Origin of the sequence: Desulfurococcus sp. (assembly GCF_038881575.1) — an archaeon.
Lineage (GTDB): Archaea > Thermoproteota > Thermoprotei_A > Sulfolobales > Desulfurococcaceae > Desulfurococcus.
In genome coordinates, this window is sequence record NZ_JAVZPN010000001.1 from 76,583 (window position 1) to 93,925 (window position 17,343).

General features: G+C 45.5%; 21 protein-coding genes. 7 read left to right on the forward strand and 14 right to left on the reverse strand.

Annotated elements, in window-relative coordinates; genetic code table 11:
- Positions 1-6 precede the first annotated feature (6 nt).
- On the reverse strand, positions 7-135 hold the full coding sequence (locus QXV08_RS00380) for a hypothetical protein (RefSeq protein WP_342785621.1): 129 nt from the start codon (positions 133-135) through the stop codon (positions 7-9).
- Positions 136-272: 137 nt separating this feature from the next.
- The gene (locus QXV08_RS00385; protein WP_342785623.1) at positions 273-836 is read right to left on the reverse strand and encodes a DUF996 domain-containing protein; all 564 of its coding nucleotides are present in this window, start codon (positions 834-836) and stop codon (positions 273-275) included.
- 126 nt (positions 837-962) lie between these two features.
- On the opposite strand from QXV08_RS00385, the gene QXV08_RS00390 reads away from it, so the two are divergent.
- Positions 963-2,546 (forward strand): PKD domain-containing protein, encoded by a 1,584-nt coding sequence (locus QXV08_RS00390; RefSeq protein ID WP_342785625.1) that lies wholly within the window; start codon positions 963-965, stop codon positions 2,544-2,546.
- A gap of 395 nt (positions 2,547-2,941) precedes the next feature.
- Here the strand turns inward: QXV08_RS00390 and QXV08_RS00395 are convergent, their stop codons facing one another.
- Positions 2,942-3,070, reverse strand: a complete 129-nt coding sequence (locus QXV08_RS00395) for a hypothetical protein (RefSeq protein WP_342785627.1) — start codon at positions 3,068-3,070, stop codon at positions 2,942-2,944.
- Positions 3,071-3,299: 229 nt separating this feature from the next.
- Between QXV08_RS00395 and QXV08_RS00400 the strand changes: the two genes are divergently transcribed.
- The 5 genes from QXV08_RS00400 to QXV08_RS00420 are packed head-to-tail and all read left to right on the forward strand — an operon-like array spanning position 3,300 to position 7,715.
- Positions 3,300-3,722 carry an archaellin/type IV pilin N-terminal domain-containing protein gene (locus QXV08_RS00400; protein ID WP_342785629.1) on the forward strand — a complete coding sequence of 141 codons (423 nt, stop codon included), beginning with the start codon at positions 3,300-3,302 and terminating at the stop codon, positions 3,720-3,722.
- A gap of 42 nt (positions 3,723-3,764) precedes the next feature.
- Positions 3,765-5,120: a type II/IV secretion system ATPase subunit gene (locus QXV08_RS00405; RefSeq protein ID WP_342785631.1), complete on the forward strand. Its 1,356-nt coding sequence runs from the start codon at positions 3,765-3,767 to the stop codon at positions 5,118-5,120.
- The gene (locus QXV08_RS00410; RefSeq protein WP_342785633.1) at positions 5,117-6,541 is read left to right on the forward strand and encodes a hypothetical protein; all 1,425 of its coding nucleotides are present in this window, start codon (positions 5,117-5,119) and stop codon (positions 6,539-6,541) included. Before QXV08_RS00405 ends, QXV08_RS00410 begins: the two co-directional genes overlap by 4 nt.
- A gap of 56 nt (positions 6,542-6,597) precedes the next feature.
- A complete protein-coding gene (locus tag QXV08_RS00415) occupies positions 6,598-6,954 on the forward strand; it encodes a hypothetical protein (protein ID WP_342785635.1) in 357 nt (118 codons plus the stop codon).
- The gene (locus QXV08_RS00420; RefSeq protein ID WP_342785637.1) at positions 6,951-7,715 is read left to right on the forward strand and encodes a hypothetical protein; all 765 of its coding nucleotides are present in this window, start codon (positions 6,951-6,953) and stop codon (positions 7,713-7,715) included. The genes QXV08_RS00415 and QXV08_RS00420 overlap by 4 nt, the downstream gene beginning before the upstream one ends.
- Positions 7,716-8,175: 460 nt before the next feature.
- Here QXV08_RS00420 and QXV08_RS00425 read toward each other — a convergent pair whose 3' ends face one another.
- Positions 8,176-8,604, reverse strand: coding sequence for a phosphate-starvation-inducible PsiE family protein (locus QXV08_RS00425; protein ID WP_342785639.1), 429 nt, complete (start codon positions 8,602-8,604; stop codon positions 8,176-8,178).
- A gap of 467 nt (positions 8,605-9,071) precedes the next feature.
- Between QXV08_RS00425 and QXV08_RS00430 the strand changes: the two genes are divergently transcribed.
- Positions 9,072-9,323, forward strand: a complete 252-nt coding sequence (locus tag QXV08_RS00430; RefSeq protein ID WP_342785641.1) for a ferredoxin — start codon at positions 9,072-9,074, stop codon at positions 9,321-9,323.
- Positions 9,324-9,625: 302 nt separating this feature from the next.
- Here the strand turns inward: QXV08_RS00430 and QXV08_RS00435 are convergent, their stop codons facing one another.
- From QXV08_RS00435 to QXV08_RS00480, 10 genes are all read right to left on the reverse strand, one after another.
- Positions 9,626-9,892, reverse strand: a complete 267-nt coding sequence (locus QXV08_RS00435; RefSeq protein ID WP_342785642.1) for a hypothetical protein — start codon at positions 9,890-9,892, stop codon at positions 9,626-9,628.
- A gap of 10 nt (positions 9,893-9,902) precedes the next feature.
- Positions 9,903-10,268 (reverse strand): hypothetical protein, encoded by a 366-nt coding sequence (locus QXV08_RS00440; RefSeq protein WP_342785644.1) that lies wholly within the window; start codon positions 10,266-10,268, stop codon positions 9,903-9,905.
- A 42-nt stretch (positions 10,269-10,310) separates the two neighbouring features.
- Positions 10,311-11,000, reverse strand: a complete 690-nt coding sequence (locus QXV08_RS00445; protein ID WP_342785781.1) for a SagB/ThcOx family dehydrogenase — start codon at positions 10,998-11,000, stop codon at positions 10,311-10,313.
- Between the two features lie 61 nt (positions 11,001-11,061).
- A complete protein-coding gene (locus tag QXV08_RS00450; RefSeq protein ID WP_342785646.1) occupies positions 11,062-12,735 on the reverse strand; it encodes a type II secretion system F family protein in 1,674 nt (557 codons plus the stop codon).
- A 12-nt stretch (positions 12,736-12,747) separates the two neighbouring features.
- Positions 12,748-14,364, reverse strand: a complete 1,617-nt coding sequence (locus QXV08_RS00455) for a type II/IV secretion system ATPase subunit (protein WP_342785783.1) — start codon at positions 14,362-14,364, stop codon at positions 12,748-12,750.
- A gap of 100 nt (positions 14,365-14,464) precedes the next feature.
- Positions 14,465-15,178 (reverse strand): ATPase domain-containing protein, encoded by a 714-nt coding sequence (locus tag QXV08_RS00460; RefSeq protein ID WP_342785648.1) that lies wholly within the window; start codon positions 15,176-15,178, stop codon positions 14,465-14,467.
- Positions 15,168-15,692: a hypothetical protein gene (locus tag QXV08_RS00465; RefSeq protein WP_342785650.1), complete on the reverse strand. Its 525-nt coding sequence runs from the start codon at positions 15,690-15,692 to the stop codon at positions 15,168-15,170. Before QXV08_RS00465 ends, QXV08_RS00460 begins: the two co-directional genes overlap by 11 nt.
- 18 nt (positions 15,693-15,710) lie before the next feature.
- A complete protein-coding gene (locus tag QXV08_RS00470; RefSeq protein WP_342785652.1) occupies positions 15,711-16,181 on the reverse strand; it encodes a flagellin in 471 nt (156 codons plus the stop codon).
- On the reverse strand, positions 16,160-17,056 hold the full coding sequence (locus QXV08_RS00475) for a hypothetical protein (RefSeq protein ID WP_342785654.1): 897 nt from the start codon (positions 17,054-17,056) through the stop codon (positions 16,160-16,162). The genes QXV08_RS00470 and QXV08_RS00475 overlap by 22 nt, the downstream gene beginning before the upstream one ends.
- A complete protein-coding gene (locus tag QXV08_RS00480; RefSeq protein WP_342785656.1) occupies positions 17,049-17,315 on the reverse strand; it encodes a hypothetical protein in 267 nt (88 codons plus the stop codon). Before QXV08_RS00480 ends, QXV08_RS00475 begins: the two co-directional genes overlap by 8 nt.
- Positions 17,316-17,343 lie beyond the last annotated feature (28 nt).

Sequence of the window (17,343 nt, forward strand, 5' to 3'; positions counted from 1 at the left end):
CTCGCCCTAAGGGGTGATGACTCTATCCTCGCTGGGGCTTTCCTCATTTCTTCGGGTATCCCTCACTAGGGCGGCATCACTTGTACAGGGCCCGCTGTCAGCCTGCGAGTGGTGCATAGCGAGTCTAGCAGACAATAAGCTAATGCACCAACTCCAAGTATTGCTGTCTAGTAAAAAGCTTATAAACAAGCTCCCCCGCCTTGAAAGACAAGGCCTCATGAAGCTGTGAACCCGTTAAAAGACGTATTCAGGGAACCCTGGGAAAAAGCTCTTTAAGCTAGTGCCGGAGGTGCCTGCACTACCTGCTCCTGGGCCGGCTGTGGCGGCTTCAAGCTGAAGAAGGCTACTGCGGCTATTATCCACGCTATGAAAACCAGTATTAATCCCACTATTATGATCGTCAAAGCCGCCCCGATCAATAATATAAGTCCTGCTGTCTCCAGGAGCTTCTCACCTGATTTAGTTGCTAGGAGATCAAGGGATTTCTTGTAGAATAATGCCTCTAATACTAGGATGACAAAGTATACAACGATGAAAAGTAGTACTGTACCAATTACTCCTTCTGCCATATGCCGTGGTATACTGGGAGCGAAGGTTATTGCGATCCCTACTATAGATATTGCCATAAATATTATTGTCACTAAACCTATTACACCGATTATCACGGCATATAAGGCATACCTGAATATACCCTCCTCCCTATATGTGTCTGAGAGACCCTTCAACCCTATTAGTAACAGTATTAATCCCACTAGTGCCAGCAACGGGATAAAGACGCCTATTGCCATGAGGATTGATCCTATTCCAGCCAGTATCCTACTCGAGTCAAACTCCATTTCCCTTACCTCACCTATATATTAGATCTGTTCTAGACTTAATATAATATAGCCTTATAGGGGCCGTGAAGCACTGATTATTTCACTCCAGGAAGCATTCCTTCTCCAGGGATCTCTATGGGCATTATGTCTAGTTTACTAGGATACCTCGACTGGATTCTATGGGCTTTAAGCATTAGTGTTATAATAGTCTCAATCATTAAGCATGTCCTGGGACACAGGGACTCCGGGGCTTGGTTTCTCAGGGGTGTAGCCGGGCTACTCCTAGCTGGCTTCTCCAGCATCTTAGTTAACTCCCTCTATAATGCATCGCAGGACGTATTAGGGCATGCCTCCTACGGCTGGATCCTCCACGCGTCTTCATTGGGGCTCGTACTAATTGGTGGATTATATATTGCCATGGGCAGGATCGGTGAAGGCATCTCCAGTATTCTAGGGGGCATCCTCCTCATTGGGGTTGGGTTGATGGGTATTTACCTAGGCAGCAGTCTCCATGGAGGCTATGGCGGGCCGCTCTATGTCTACCTCTACACTGATAAGCAGGGCTATTATGTTGGGGAAGCAGTCGGCCTCTCGGTCTCCATCTCCCCGGGGATCAACGGTGCCTCCTATACTGTTTCATGGGGTGATGGGGTTGTTGAGGAGTTCGATGGCGGCTCCTCCCTGAGGCTCAGCCACGTCTATAATTCAAGCGGGGCGTATGTGATACGGGTTAATGTGAGCAGTAGTGGTTTAACAGGCTTCAACAGTATCGCTGTAAGTGTCTCGGATAAACCGTGGACGCCTCCATGGCCCTTCGACATAATAGTCTCCCCTGTAACCGGGTTCTTCAGCATGTTCTGGCAAGTTGTCTCAACACCCTTCAACCTTCAGTTGCTCACTACATCCCCCAGGCTTGAGGAGGGGTCGGCTGAATGGGGTCTCTACGAGCTAACGTTCTCTATCTCGATGAGCGGACTAGGCCTCTACCTGGGGTTCAGGCTACTCCAGGCTGTCTTCGAGGGTGAGTCGAGAGGCTTCATTGATGTTGTTAGAGAAGCCTTGATAGCCGTGCTCCTATCTCTTACAGCCCCCTATCTCCATAATGCCTCAGTCGACATGCTTAACGCTTTCTCCCTCAAGGTGGTTGAATGTGTTGATCCAATGCCCTCTATAGCCTCGATACTGGCACTTATATCGACAGGGGTGGCGCTCGGCTTCTTCATACCTGTAGCAGCAAATTTAGCCGTTGTATTAACCATTATGCTTGCCTCAGCCTCCGCGCTAGTCGTGATCAGGCACTGGCTCATACTCACCATAACAGTTTCATCACCAATACTGGCAATCGCATACCTCCATCCAGCTCTACGTGGGGCAATGAACAGGGTAATAGGACTCTGGGGTAGCCTGGTTCTCGCGGGCCCCTTAACAGCAGTGTTCATGAGGACCTGGAGCACTCAGGTCGGTGTAGCAGGGCAGGCTTTAACCAGCGTATTCATATACATGATACTACCCAATATAATAGGATTACTGGGTGGAGTGGGCCCGGTGATTACGAGGAGTGCCAGCATACTATTATACACCGCGCTCGGAGCGATGAGAACAATGGAGGAGAGGAGGCAGACTAGAACACAACGGTTGCAAGCTGGGGCAAACACGCCTCAAAGAATAAGATTGTTAAATCCGTATCAATCCGGGATACCATCATGGAGAACCAGGGATATCGAATAATAAATCAAGCCAGCGGCTTTAAGTTCCATCATCTTAATGACCCTATCAAGCTTCTCTTCCGCAACTACCTCGGGGCCCTCTATATGTCTCTTGATCCAGGCTGATAAACGCCTTCCTCTGCTGTTTTGGTTTTCATATGGGTTTATGTTGGTTGTTATTAATTTCGCTTAGTGCTATTAGGTATGCTGATGCCGTGTGTCTGTCTAATCCTTTTATTTTCATGACTCTCTCGTGCTCGTCTGAATTAGATGTACTCTTTGAGTTTACAAGCACCCCATAATAATCCTTCTCTCAAGCTAGTAAACCTCTTCCTCTTCTCAACCTCAAAGAGGTTTCGAAGACAACGTACTCGGCTCTAATTCCAGTTGCATATCTAAGGGCTTGGCTTAGAGCATTCAACCTAAGATGCTTTGCTTTCTCTCTTGAGAAGCTGGTCTAGTGGCTTCCGGGAACCACAGGGTTTTAAGTGAGACAATATAGCCGCTTCTATCGATAACTACAACGTTAATTCTATCACTATTCAAGTCGAAAACCTGCTACCAGCCCGTACCGTTTCCCGCTCTAAGTATTGTAGATCTCCGTAGGATGGCTTATCACGGTTTCTCACCGCCAGAGGCATTAAGCCCCAGTAGAGGTCGCCGAGACGATTTTAATGGAGAAAGCCTATAGAGGTGTTGAAAGACCTATAACCCAGAAATGGTTATCGAACACTCCTTATTTGACTCCTACCCTAGATCGACTCGTGGTGGTTGTATGAGGCGTGGGGTCAAGGGTATTAGTGAGGTCACAGCTGTAATAGTAATGATATTGATCGCTGTAGTTGCCGCATTCGGCATCAAGTCCTACATCGATTACCAGAGCACCAAGCTTCCATCAACAGATATGGCTGTGGCCAGGTATAGTATTACATATGGTTCCCCAGGGATCGGTGTAGTCACATTGGTTGTCAGCAACCTATTACCCTCAAGCATTAGCGTTAACAGTGCAACCATAGTATTCTCCAACGGCTCCACTTATACACCACCATTAACGCCCCAGGTGGCCAGCAGTAAGAGCGATGTCCAGCTAGTATTCACAGTGCCTCTACAACAGGGTGTTACAGTATCGAGGATACTTGTCAATGTGACTGATTCAGCAACTGGGCGTTCGCAAGTTGTCTTCGCCACAGGAGGTTAAGCCCGGCTTACTATTAATTTTTTCTCCACCAGGTGATCCTGTTTGCATTCATCCTCCAAGCCCTCTGAACCACTATGTGGAGACACTGGTCGATGCTGGCCCGGATCCGGTGATCCCAGGGGAAATGGGATCTCCTCCCGGGACACTGGTACGATTGTCGCAGAGTACCGTGTTGGAGGCTACATGGTTAGGCTTGTGAAACACGGTGATGGAGTATTCAGATATGAAGCCAGGTTTCTCGTGGATGAAGAGCTAGTAAACCTAGTTAAGTTGAGGCTTAGAGACATATTGCTCCACATACGTAGAGGAGTCCCGGTGTCTGATGCAGCATCAATGATCCTGGGGGTTCCCAGGGAGAGTGGCCCCCAGGTTGAATACGTGTTGAAGATGATCCTCGGCTACAGGGTTCTCCAGGTGTTACTTGATGATCCATATGTCGAGGATATATCGATAACGGGGCCTGGCACTATATGGGTTAGGCATAGGTTGGCCAGTATGGATCCAAGGGTAGACTTCATAGAGACGAATCTCGGAGTTGAATCAATAAGAGAGCTTGTGGAGCTACAACAATTGATAGCATTAAAGTGTAACACCTATATCTCGGCTTCTAGGCCAATAGTAGATGCACAGCTACCAATCGAGGATGGTGGTCACAGGGTACACCTTGTATCACCTATAGTGGCATACCAGCATCCAGAGATAGTTGTGAGGAAGAGGCCAGGTAAGCCGCCCTCAATTGATGAGCTAGTGAAGGAGAAGGTGTTGCCCTCAGCCGTTGCAGAATACTTTAAGTTACTGATAAATAAGAGAATGAGCCTCATAATAGCCGGGCCCCCGGGTTCCGGTAAAACAACACTGCTTAGATCTATACTCTACTCATATATTCCGTTAGAGTGGAAGGTAGTCATCATAGAAGATACTGGAGAGATAGATCCACCTCCGGGTAGCGCCTGGGCAAGGTACACTACCGTTGAAACAGGTAGCGTCAGGGTAGACTTGTTCACACTGGCTAAAGCAGCGTTAAGATCCTCCGCCACCAGGGTGATAGTGATAGGTGAGACACGAGGCTCTGAGGCACAGGTGCTGGTGCAGGCAATGCTCTCCGGGATGAGTGGTTTAACAACATTTCACGGGGGTACCCCTAGGGAGGTTGTGACCAGGCTGATCTCCCGCCCTATAAGCCTTACTCCAAGCCAGGTCGGGATGTTCACGGCTGTAGCGTTCATGGGCTTCTCAGATAACCCTAGGAGGATACTCACCCGTGTAGTAGAGTTAGCATACGACCCCGAGAGGGATAGCGTGGAATACAGCGATATATGGGTTAGGGAGAAGGACGACTTAGACATAACGCTAGAAGAGATCCTCAAGCGGAGCCGTAGGATCGGTGGGGCCATGTGAAGAGGCTACTTGGGAGGCTCATAGATAAGGTAGTCGATTATTACAGAGGTTGGACGGTGTTTCTTGATGAAGGGTTAGAGGAGTACTTGGAAGCCCCGTGGAAGCTGAAGAGAGCTATGGCGGTAGCACTCGGAGGAGTCCCAGTGATCCTTTTAACCTCAGCGTCACAGAACCTGGGCACTCTAATACCTACAGTGGTACTACTATTGATCATCACTGCCTGGCTTCCAGTACTTGATAAATTAGCGGAGGCCAGGGAGAGACATGGACTCGTGAATAAGGAACTGGCTTTTTTCATAGTCATGGCTTCAGCTACTTGTAGAACAGGCCTCGAGCCATTGGAGCTACTTAGATACATCTCCGAGTCCAGGGTATTCAAGGGGTTCAGGGTAATCGGGGAGAAATTCACTTGTTTGGAAAAGATTATTGGGGTAGGGGATGCACTCCACATTATCTCCTCGGTTTTAAAGGGGAGAGCCAGGGTATTCTTTATAGAGTACTCCACTGCGCTGTCCACTGGAACCGTTGTAGAGTATTTGATGAGGAGTGCCGGTGAAGCGGTTAAGGATGCCTGGAGTGAGCTCTCAAGGACTGTTGAGAGGAGGAGCGAGCTGGGAGTCTTAATAGCCGTGGTTGCATCGGTTATACCAGCGTTAACTGTTGGCTTCACGATTCTAATGGATGCATATATATTATACTACACATTGATCCCCATCCTAGCCCTAGGAGTAGTGGGATCCACTATTATACCCAACTACCCTCTCCCATTCAAAGTACTCATCGAGAAGGGTGCTGGCAAAGCGTTATCACTAATGTATATTGCTGGCGTAGTGCTCTTAACATATCCATTAACATATATGGTGTTAACGAGCAGCATTATGGAGAAGACGACCCTGCTATACCTAGGTGCTGCATCAATGATTCTCGGAATACCAGGCTTCACACTGATTCTCGGAGCCCTGTTGAAGACATCTGAATTAAGGAATGTACTCGAAGACATCTCAGTAAATGTTAGAACGTATAGGTCACTCATATTCATCGATGATGGGCTCCTCTCACACCTGGGCTCAAAGCCTATACGAACATGGCTAATCGATTACGTATATGAGACCATTAGATTCCATAGATCGCTTGGTGAGGTAGAGCCAGATGTCTACGCCTTGTTCACGGTTTTCACCAATGACCTGCTGAGAGCTCTACGCTTATACCTAGCCGGCCTGACGATAATGACTACAGCCGTGCTATCCACTCCGTTCCTGGTTAAAACTCTCTTAACCATAGCACCATTCACATCAATCACACTGCAGGTAGCCTATGCAAGCCTTCTCGCAACGGGATTTCTTTCTTCAAAGCTAATGCTTGGAAGAAACATTAGTACACTGGTGCCTGGACTACTAGTATTCATCTACGGGCTTCTATGACTCCTTATTAGACTCTAGTAGGGTAGCACCTTGAGGAGGTGTCGTATACGAGGGGGTTGAGTAATATAGTGTCCTCAATACTTCTATTATTAGCCATAGTACCAGCCCTAGCATACCTAGTTAATGCTGGCTTAACAAGTACATCAATAGCCATGGAGACACGGGTAGCGGCGAATCATGGATTACTCTACCTGGTTAGAAGCAGCGAGGGCTACAGGGTCTTCATATATATTGGGAAACCCCCTGGCAAGCTATACCTGTATGATTCAACCGGTGTCAGGATAGATCTACTGGCTAAATGCGGTTTCACGGAGTCAAGGACATGCATATATCCAGAGCCACTAGTGCTCAAGCCCCCGGTCTACATGTACATTGATGGAGTAGTAGTAGCTGGGGTGGTGGTCTCACCATGAGGTCCCAGGTCGAGGTATATGGTGCTATAGCTTTAACACTGTTGTTAACAGCCGGAGCCGGGCTATACATGGGCTTGATTAAGCAGGCTGAAACTGTTTTAACCGAGCTGAACAACTATGCGGGCGATGAGGCGTCAAGGAGGAGCGAGAAACTATTCTTCAAGCTCTACGGTGACACTGTGACAATAGGTTCCAGCACATATACTATCATAAGGGATATAATAGTCTACAACTCGACGAGCATAGTCTACGAGGATCACTCAGTAGACATGGTAATAGAGCCTGGTTCAAGCATTAATTATACATTACCGAGTAGCGTGGCTGATTCACTAGTGAATGATAGAGCCATCCTAGGCGTGTTCACTGAAAGAGGTAATTTCATAGCATGGAGTCCTGCTGAGGCAGGATACATGTCACAAGAAGTCTTCACGGGCTTCAGGAACACCAGTATCTACGTGGCAAACATTTCCACTTCAAATCCTCATGAGGCATTGCTAGTCAACTACACGGGGAGTGGTATACTTGTGGAGCTCATAGTGTATACGTATAGCTCACGCATAAATATAACGAGAATACTGGTCGACGGGATCCAGGTGAACAATGCCCCGATACTGGTTGGCAGCATAGGCAGTATGGTGCCGGCACAGTTCTCAACCCTACCACTCGCGTTCCACACGGCATTCACCAGGAGTATAGAGATATACGGTATCACGTACATCTCCGGGATGATTGAAGTCATCATTATAGTAGCCCACCCCTAACTAGGGGGATTCAAGCCTAATATGGGTTGATGTTGATTAGTGTCATCCCTTCATTTCTTTTCTCCTGAATCCCGCTTAGGCTTGCATCCGGCTTAGGAGTGTTCAGGATAATCTCCTTTGAGCGCCAGCAAGGACTCTAGAGAACACTGTGGGGCAATGAAAACACTAGGTTTAGATAGACACACAGCAAGCGTATACATAATAGCACTAAAAGGAATCCAGAAGTAATCAAAAGTGTTCAAAAGTAATTAGAAGCATTATCAAGCCGGAAATAGCTTCTCACAAACCTCCTTAGGTCTCAGCACACGAATCTCCATGGAAGAATTTCGATATCAACCCTTATAAATCTATTATGAAATTTAAAACAGTAAACTGAGTCAATTATTCTAAGTGATATCTCAGTAGTATCTAACTCCCTCATAGTTCTAAGCACTAGGATGGATTAATCAAAGTGTTTCCATCACGAGCACCCAGTCTTCTCTATCTTGGTTCTGATTAAATATATAACGAGCGTTACTATTAGCAGTGAGAAAGCCACTGCAAGAATATCCATGCTCTCCCCTGTTATCGAGTAAACCAATATCTCCCTTATAGCGACTATGAAGATTACATCGGATAACTGGGATAGAAAGCCTTCTCCACCCATTCCCCGGATTATAAGTATGCTTCTAAGTATCTCAGCGTAAATAATTATCATCAATATATCATTCACCAGTATCTGTATAGTAGTAGCTGTCATGCTATGGAGTTCCATCCATATGTCCTTGAATGCAACGTACACTGTTAGAATGATTAGTAGACCCATGAATATTATTACAATAACCTCTGCTACATCTATTAAAATCCTGCCAAGCTTATGTACTAATTCGCTTACTGCTTCAGTATTCATAGAATATACCCTATCAAATGACTACAGTTAATATTTAATCAAGTAGGGTAATAAGCATAATGATTATCACTGTTAAAGAGGGTTCAGGCTTCATAGCGGATCATATTAGCTGACGTTATTTTTATTGCTATTCAAAATTCATAAAACCTGAAATTGATGTAGTATTCAGTATCCTGAAGAGCTCAAGATGTGGGGTGCTCTAGGGGTCGCCTTGAACGCCCCCAAGCCGGGTGCAGACCCAAGAAGGAATCCAGGGGAAGAGAGATGAAGGGATGACAGCATACATAAACCTACATCAGACCTTAAACCCGGTAATCCTCCTTCCGGTGTTCCTTAAATAACTTTGTTGTTAATGTCCAGCTAAAATATTTTATCACATGGTTAAACATATAACAAGTTTTTCAGGTAAACCATGAACAATAATATTTAAATCTTATACGTAAAGACAATAATATATAGGGGGAATCATGGCCAGGTATAAGGTAATAATAAACCGTTCTACATGCATAGCCTGTGGGGCAGCACCAGCAACTTGCAACGAGATATTCGAGCTAGGAGATGACAACGGTAAGAACAGAGTTGTAGCTAAATATAGTGTTGAGCTAACCCATGAAATATCTATTGGTATAATACCCGAGGAGCTCTACGAGTGCGCCAAAAGTGGTGCAGAGGTCTGCCCTGTCTCAGCTATACGTGTCGAGAAAATAGAGGGAGAGTAAGTATGTAATATTGGAATGCAGAAGTGTAGATTTTTACAACTGAAAGCCTCGCCTCTTTAGGGCGGGAAGGAGGTCAGTTATTAATATAGAGTATATATTTGTTTCTGGTTTGAAGGTTCTTCAAGGTTTTGTAGATGCAATGCCCTCCTTGCCTTACTTGTTATGGATTTATAAGCTGAGGACACAAGTCTAGTGGCGTCTCCTCAGCTCCCCGAGACCCAGGGAAAGCCATGGTAAACCAGCCCACGGAGACCTAAAGAAACCTTAGACGGAGAACGGTTAAAAGTCGAGATTTAAAATTTTTAACGAATCCTCGTGTAAACCAGGTAAATAAGCCATAGGGCAATGGCTGATGCAACCAGTGTTATGCCGAGAGCCATGTTTTCTGGTGTTGCCTCTATGAATTCCTCGCCTTCAACAATAGATGCATATGCTTTATCAACCATGGACATTATTGTTGAGGCCCATAGTATTAAGGCTAGTGTTTGAAGACTATATTTGCTGTCCCTGTGCTTGTACCATACTATAGTCGATACAATACTGGCTATGAGGAGTATTATGGTGTACATTCTCCAACCCTTAATCACTGTTTAAACTAATAGCGCCTGTTAACTGTTTCACTGGTTTTCTACTGGTAATCCTGCTCCTTGTATATGCGAGTATACTGAGCCAGGCAGCAGTCACAGTTATACTCATTAATCCACCTACATAAGTCATTTCATGGAGCATTACGGGTATATCGGCTGGGTTACTCATAGCTGTTAGAAATGGTGGGTATGGTACTACTTCTCCATGCCATACATGCTCTACAGCTAGTACTAGGGAGCCTCCTAGAAGCATCTTCTCCAGTATATCCATTCTTAGTTTTATGCCTGCCTCACCCACGAGCCTCTTCACTACATCGATGATTATTCCCAGTGCAAGGGGTGTTACGAAGCATGCCATTTTAGTGCACCATTTCAGTATAATGGGTGCACATTAATAAAGCTATCTTTTTCCAGTGAAGAACCCGGCAAGCTCCTCGAACCCTATTACGCGTCTAGTAATAGGTACCCCTATAGGCATAATATACAGGGGTATTTCACTGCCTCCCACACCAATTACTTTCGATACCTCATCGTCTCTGAAAGCACCCACAGCCACCGTGCCGTAGCCAAGTGCGGTAGCCATCAAGTAGGCGTTTTCAGATGCGTGACCCGCCTCCATAGGTACATACCTTGTCCTACCTCTTTCACCGTAGACGCTCGTCGTTCTCTCATAGATAGCTGTGATCACCATGCTTACAGGTGCCCTACCTATGAATCCCTGTATTAAAGCCGCCTGCATCAACTCCCTTCTAACATCCCCACTCCTAACCAGCATCAACACATGTCTCTCCGGGTCATACCTGTACACGCCTGGATCAAGGAATCTACCATCATCAATCACGCCCCTGGATCCAATAACCACGTAGACCTGGAGAGGATACGTTGCCCCAGCGCTTGGAGTTGTTAGAAAGCCTTCAACAGGATCGCTTAATCCATATGTTGCCCACAGGATTAATGCTAGATCCCTGAGCTTAACCGGGTCATCTCTGAAATCCCTTATGCTCCTCCTTAACAGTAAAGCTTCCTCAACTGTTAAACCACTGATTTTATCTGGCTGAGGAAGCTTTATTATCTTGTTCAACCAGGTCACCAGGGCTGTATTTAGTATGGATGGCCACATATTTGATCAATAGTCTCAAGGCTATAAATACCTATAGTGATGAGAACACCGTGTTGAACAGGTAGTCAACAGTTATGTCCCCTGCGTAGACTCCTATACCGGTTAGTATGAATAATACTGCCAGGAAATAGTATAGCTCGTACCTGGAACCAGGGTTAACAGAGTAAAGCGTTACTGAATTCGAGATCAATATTACTAGTGTTAATAGATTAACAACGAATGAAACATCCTCTGGTGTAATCGTAAAGAAAGCGAAGATATCGGCGAACACAGCTGGCACACCGCCTACAAAGTTTGTTAACACGTATGAGAATACCTTCACGAATCCACTTATAAATACTAGTAGAAGCACCACAACGAGATGCATCACGTAAAGCGTCGTCTCAAATGTTTTAAACACCTGTGTATAGCTCGCTCTAATCCTATATAAGTTGTTGAAGTGTTCCGAGAGAAGAGCCCCTGTTTCACCCATATCACCACCCAACTCCAGTGTATCCATGAATATGCTTGTAGACCTATATATTAGCTCACTACACGTCTCCTCAGCAAACCTGACCCACATGATTCTAGGGTCAACCCTGTTAACTAGTCCAGCATAAACCTTGCTCAGTGCTTTCCTTAGTCTACCGAGCTCAGCCGCCAGCAATGGCTTAAGCGAGCTAACCATGTCTGGTATAACGGCTAGATGTTCTCCATAGCTTCTAATAAATGCAGGGTAGAATAGGTCGAGCTCGCTGATGGCTCCTTCATGCATCTTCACTAATATTCCAGCTGGCAAGAGTACAATGCCTGTCACCACCAGCATTAGTCCCGTTTCCCTTAAACTGTAGAGGGCTCCTGTTACAAGCATGTATAGTATCATGAATGCCATGAACACTACTCCAGAGGCTCCAAGTACTCTTATAACCTTGACAAGCATGCTTCTCCCTCTCTTATACTCGAATAAAGGCCTCTTCACCAGTATAAACAATAGGAGCGACATGCCTGACAATGATAAGCCTACTCCAAGGACACCGCTTATAAATGATTGAGATAATCCTCCGAAAAGCATGCCCATTAATAAGATGACTGCAATCAGGAAAGCTAGTGCTCCAAGCAGTGTGGTGTATACTCCTAGCACCACGCTTAATGTGCCTATGAATCTATTATATGATGAAGTATATTCAGCGCTCAACGTGTTGTATTCAAGCCTTAGATATTCCTTTACATCACTGCCAGTGGCCACTATCGCTGCAAACCTCTGGAGAAACTGCTCGTCAACCTTGGAGGTGGTTATCTTAGCAACTAGTCGTAAGGCCTCTGGAACACTGTATCCCCAGTTACGTGTAAGATTGTATAGTTTACCAAATATCTCCCTGTATTTTTTACTATACGTAGGTGTGTCAGCAACCCTCTTAAACATGGCTCCTAATGGAGGATTACCAGTAATCATGCATCTCAGGTGTACTAGTACGAATAACAAGTCATGGGAAACAGGGATCACGCCTACGCGTTTAGTTATGTTGTAGTAGACTAGGAGGACAACTGTGGAAATAGTCACGCTGGCACCAAGAAGTGCCCCAAGCGGGAATGGGAGGATCACTGAGAAAATATAGGTTATAACTGTATCAGCCGTTAACAGGATCAAGAAGAGTGTCTTACGTGTTAAAATAGCCCTGGCAATAGCTGAGAGTATCCCGCTTACTTTCTCCATTATTATGCTCAATATGCTACACCACTATTTCAATAGTTCTCCCTTTATAAGTCTTCTATATGCTTCCTCAAGGCCCAGTTCATAGGTTTTCACGACTGCCTTATATACATCGAAGTAGTCTAGTATATTCTTTTCAACGAGGTGGCGCAGGAACTTGGCACGTAGCTCTAGCTCGTCATATATGTACTTTATATCTCTCCTAGAGATGCCTCTCATAACAGCTATTTTCTCCTCTAGTAGATAGCTTGAACCCCGTCCAGAGAACCTGTGGACATCTGCGACCGGATCCCATGTGAAAACCGGTATTGCGACAATAGAATCTGTTTTAGGATCGTAGCCTATAATCTCGTTTATCGAGATCATCCTACGGACAAGCATACCTCTCTTATCGTATACGGATGACTGGAACCATGCTATATTCAGGCTATCCAGGTTTGTCTTCGGTACATTAATTGGTTGATTAGTGAGCCTCTGAAGCAACCTCTCAAGGTTAGCAGCGTGAAATGTTGAGAGGACAGGGTGCCCTGTCTGCATAGCCTGGAATGCAATGTTGCCCTCCGCGCCACGTATCTCACCAACAATTATATAGTTGGGTCTCTGACGCAGAGCAGCCTTGAGCAGGTCGAACATGGTTACACTGCTCTCCGGTTTACCTGTGTCCCTTGTGAGCTCTCTAACCCAGTTTGGATGAGGTAACACAACCTCGGCTGTATCCTCTATACTGACTATCTTGTTGTTCGGTCTAATGAACACGGCTAAAGCGTTTAAAGCTGTTGTTTTACCGCTTGCTGTTTCACCACATATGAACGCGCTCATGCCTTCCGACAACATGATCCACATGTATGCAGCAGCGTACTCGTTGAAAGTACCCCACTTAATCAACTGGGTTACGCTGATCGGGGTCTTGGCTACTTTTCTAATAGTGAAGTTACTGCCGAATAAGCTTACATCAGTGCCATACACAATATTTATTCTACTCCCATCGGGCAGTGTTGCATCGACTACCGGGCGCGCCCTTGATATTGGTTTACCTATTTTCTCGCCAAGCCTTATAATGAATTCATCCAATTCTTCCTCGCTAGTGAACCCAATGCTTGTTTCCATGGTTCCAAATATCTTGTGTACAATGTATATATTTCCAACGCCCTTTGCGCTTATATCCTCCAAGTAGGGGTCGCGTAGAAATGGTTCAAGGATGCCCACGCCTATCTTATCCCTTATTAAATGATACTTGATATAATCTATATCAGCCTGGTTAACCTGGATCCTTGAATTAGAGGTCTTCACCCTGCTGTAGTCAACCGGTTTCTCGGAGGGTATAAGTATCTCGTCCAGTAGAGTCAATAATATTTTCTTCTTTTCCTCTGCTGATTCAGCAGCGTGTTCAGGCCTTATTTTTAAAGCTAGTACTTCCTCAATAGCCTTAAGCAACTGTGGAGGCGGTCTAGGCGGCTCTATGACGGTGTATGTAGCATATCCGATCCCCCTAGAGGAGATATTGGTTGCATGTATGAATACGCCGCCTCCAACAGGATATATTACATTATATTTCCTCCACATCTTCATGTCTCCACTAGGCCTATCAACGATCAATGGTTCCTCGCCATATTGTTTCTTGAACTCCTCAATGTATTTAACCAGGTACTCCGGCTTCTCACCGAACTCCGGCTCCTTAACAGCCTCCGTTTTTCCACTTCTTTTAATAAAGCCTATTCTAAGAAGCCTCGACACAGTTCCCACCCTACACTTTTGAAAGAGCCATGGGCACTAGTTTTATGCCGAAGGCTGGATCTATATCAAATGTTATCACGTTATCGAATGTCGTAGGCGCTCCTTTTAATTTAATAATGTTCATCACCTTTAGAACCCTACCACCCATCTCAGCATTCTTGAGCTCCATGTATCCATCAGCGATCGCCCTCAGGTTCAGGTATATTGTTTCATCTAGTCCACCCGGGTGAATAGTTAAAATGAAGCTCCTACCCTTGTCAACCAGTTTTCTCACCGCGGTGAGGAAGTTGGCTATGTCCTCGGTCTTAGAGCCCTTGATTAATATGCTGAAAGAGTCTATCACGTACATGTCATACGTATCTATCTTTGTAATCATGTGGTCCTGGGTTAAAGTGAGGAGATCTCTCCCCGTCGATTCAACCCATCTAACCCTTGGCAGCCTGGTTGAGTAGACCTTGAGATCCCCTTTTATGAAGTAGTCCAATATATTGAAGCCTACACCGAGCATCTGCCTAATATATCCAACAGTCGTCGTCTCAGTGGTTATAACGACTACTCTAAGCCCTGATCTAAGCGCACCGTATACAAATTGTTGCACGAGAACCGTTTTACCGGTTCCATGCTCACCCTCTATAACCATGAGCAGTGGGACTGGAAGCCCGCCGGCCAGCTTTAAATCAAGCTCCTCGTTACCTGTCGAGATAAGCTTTGTCTCAAGAACCAATGGCGACCCACCTCATGTCTTTAGCGCCATACTGTGATACAATGATTATCTTCAATGGCTTCGACACATCTATGTCCCGCGTACTGAACCACCCCTTTATGAGGAGGCATTCACCTGTCTCCACAACGGGCTTGCTTGTATAGGGTAGTGAATAATTGCTTGTCAGATATACTGCTGCAGGCTCCCAGTTGACACCGTATTTGAGGTATAGTGTGTTCACGCTGTTCGATATAGTGAAGTACTGTACCATTACATCAGTCGACGCCATATCATAGAGCGGCTCACTACCCTTGTTAAGTATTGTTACATTGAATTCTATTGTATCAGTGTAGGCTATTGCACTGGCATTAATTATCTCGATGACGCCGGTTCTCCTAGCAGTATTCGCCACGTATTCATTGAGAGCTGTGTTAAGCATGCTTGACGCATGGAGTATCACGCCTATCACTGCTATAGCCGCCACCATTATAATTAGCATTACTATGAACCCGGGAATAATGATTTCCGAGGGCATTTATCAAACCCCTGTACACTAACCGGTTACATAGGTTGTCGAGTACCCGTTCACCAGTACTATTCTTATCTCGATAGGGCTTACATAACTTCTTGATACTGATATATCTATACGAAGGGTTTCACCGGGTTCTAGAACATTATTGAGTGAACCAAGTTCTGTAAGGGTGACTCTCGTTTGGTTTCCCGAGCTATAGTAGTCTATTACACCATTGTAATCTGTTATGAATATATCTATGTTATCTAGCTTACTATATGGTACATCCCCGGTGTTCTTCACGAAGATAGTCACGTTATTTATGGATGCATCGTAGTAGGCGTATATTATGGCTATACTCATCCTATAGGTATCAGACTTATTCTTTATTGATATACTGATAGTGTTTATAACTGAGTTAAGCTGACCGATCACGGCTGCCGCGAATATAGAGGCCATTAGAACTGCTACTATCGTCAGCAGTGCATGCGTTATTGTTGTTGACTCGCCCATTTATCACTATCACCTTTACTGCTCTCTCCGCTATCACTCGCGGACTCCTTCCTGGCACCCATCCTCTTAACCATTAATGCCTGGAGGACTGCTCTAGTCGCCTCCTCCTCGAGTTCCTCATCCCTTACCCCGAGATTCTTGAGCAACATATACATTAATAATGTCGTCTCCTCAGTTGACATGTTCTGCCTGATATTCCCCTCCACTAGATCCATAGAGGCCTTCAGTAACTCTAATTCCTTATCAGATATTATGCTAAGCTTCTCCAGTACTGTTATAATGGATTCAACACTCTCCCTGGGATATATCTGCCTAATCTCATACACTGTTTTAATCAACCCTATCAAGCGCTTCATACTGTAAGACGTCATCCTCGTTCTCTCTTCTCTGACAACCCTTCCAAGCTCGCTTAGAACCCTTTCAAACCCACCCCCTGCTTCTCTCACAACCTGTCCACCTCTCTCTCCAGGTTTCTCAGTTGCAAACTCGCTCTCCTTAACTACTCCACTACGCCTCTCTTCTCCTGTGGAAACCCCTCTTGACTCTGAAGCAGACTGAGGCTGTGGTGAGGGAGCTTGCTGTTGAAGAGTCTCGGTAGGCGGCTTATAAAGGCTGAAGGGGCCTGTTAAATCAGCTATTACAGCCTTCACCTCGGCGAGAGACCTCTTTAACTCCTCGAGTCCATCCTTTAACGCTTTAAGCTCCTTAGCTACATCAAGCTCGTTACTAGCCACTACACCACCACCCCTGCCAGCCATTCCAGTGTATCCAAGCTCCTGTAGATCCCTCTTAATAAAGTAGCCGAGCACTCGTCTAGTGAATAAGCGGCAGAACCAGCATTTACAGGGCCAGATAGAGTCAATTGTCTCACCCACATGTATCCAACCCTCTCAAAACCCTTTTCCAGGCCAGGTACAATGCGTGGAATGCATCAACTGCTACATGAAGAAAATATCTAGCTAGAAACAACACGAGCAAACCACCTAAAACCCCACCTATAACACTGAAAACCCCTGGGTAACCGGTAAACAAGCATGTTAGTAATACATAGTAAATCATGAACAAGATCACGCTAAGCATTAAACCAGTCAAGCCCACAAGCATTAAACCCCTAGCTAAGCCACGGCTAAGCAATTAAACCACACCCCCTGGACAGCTACAT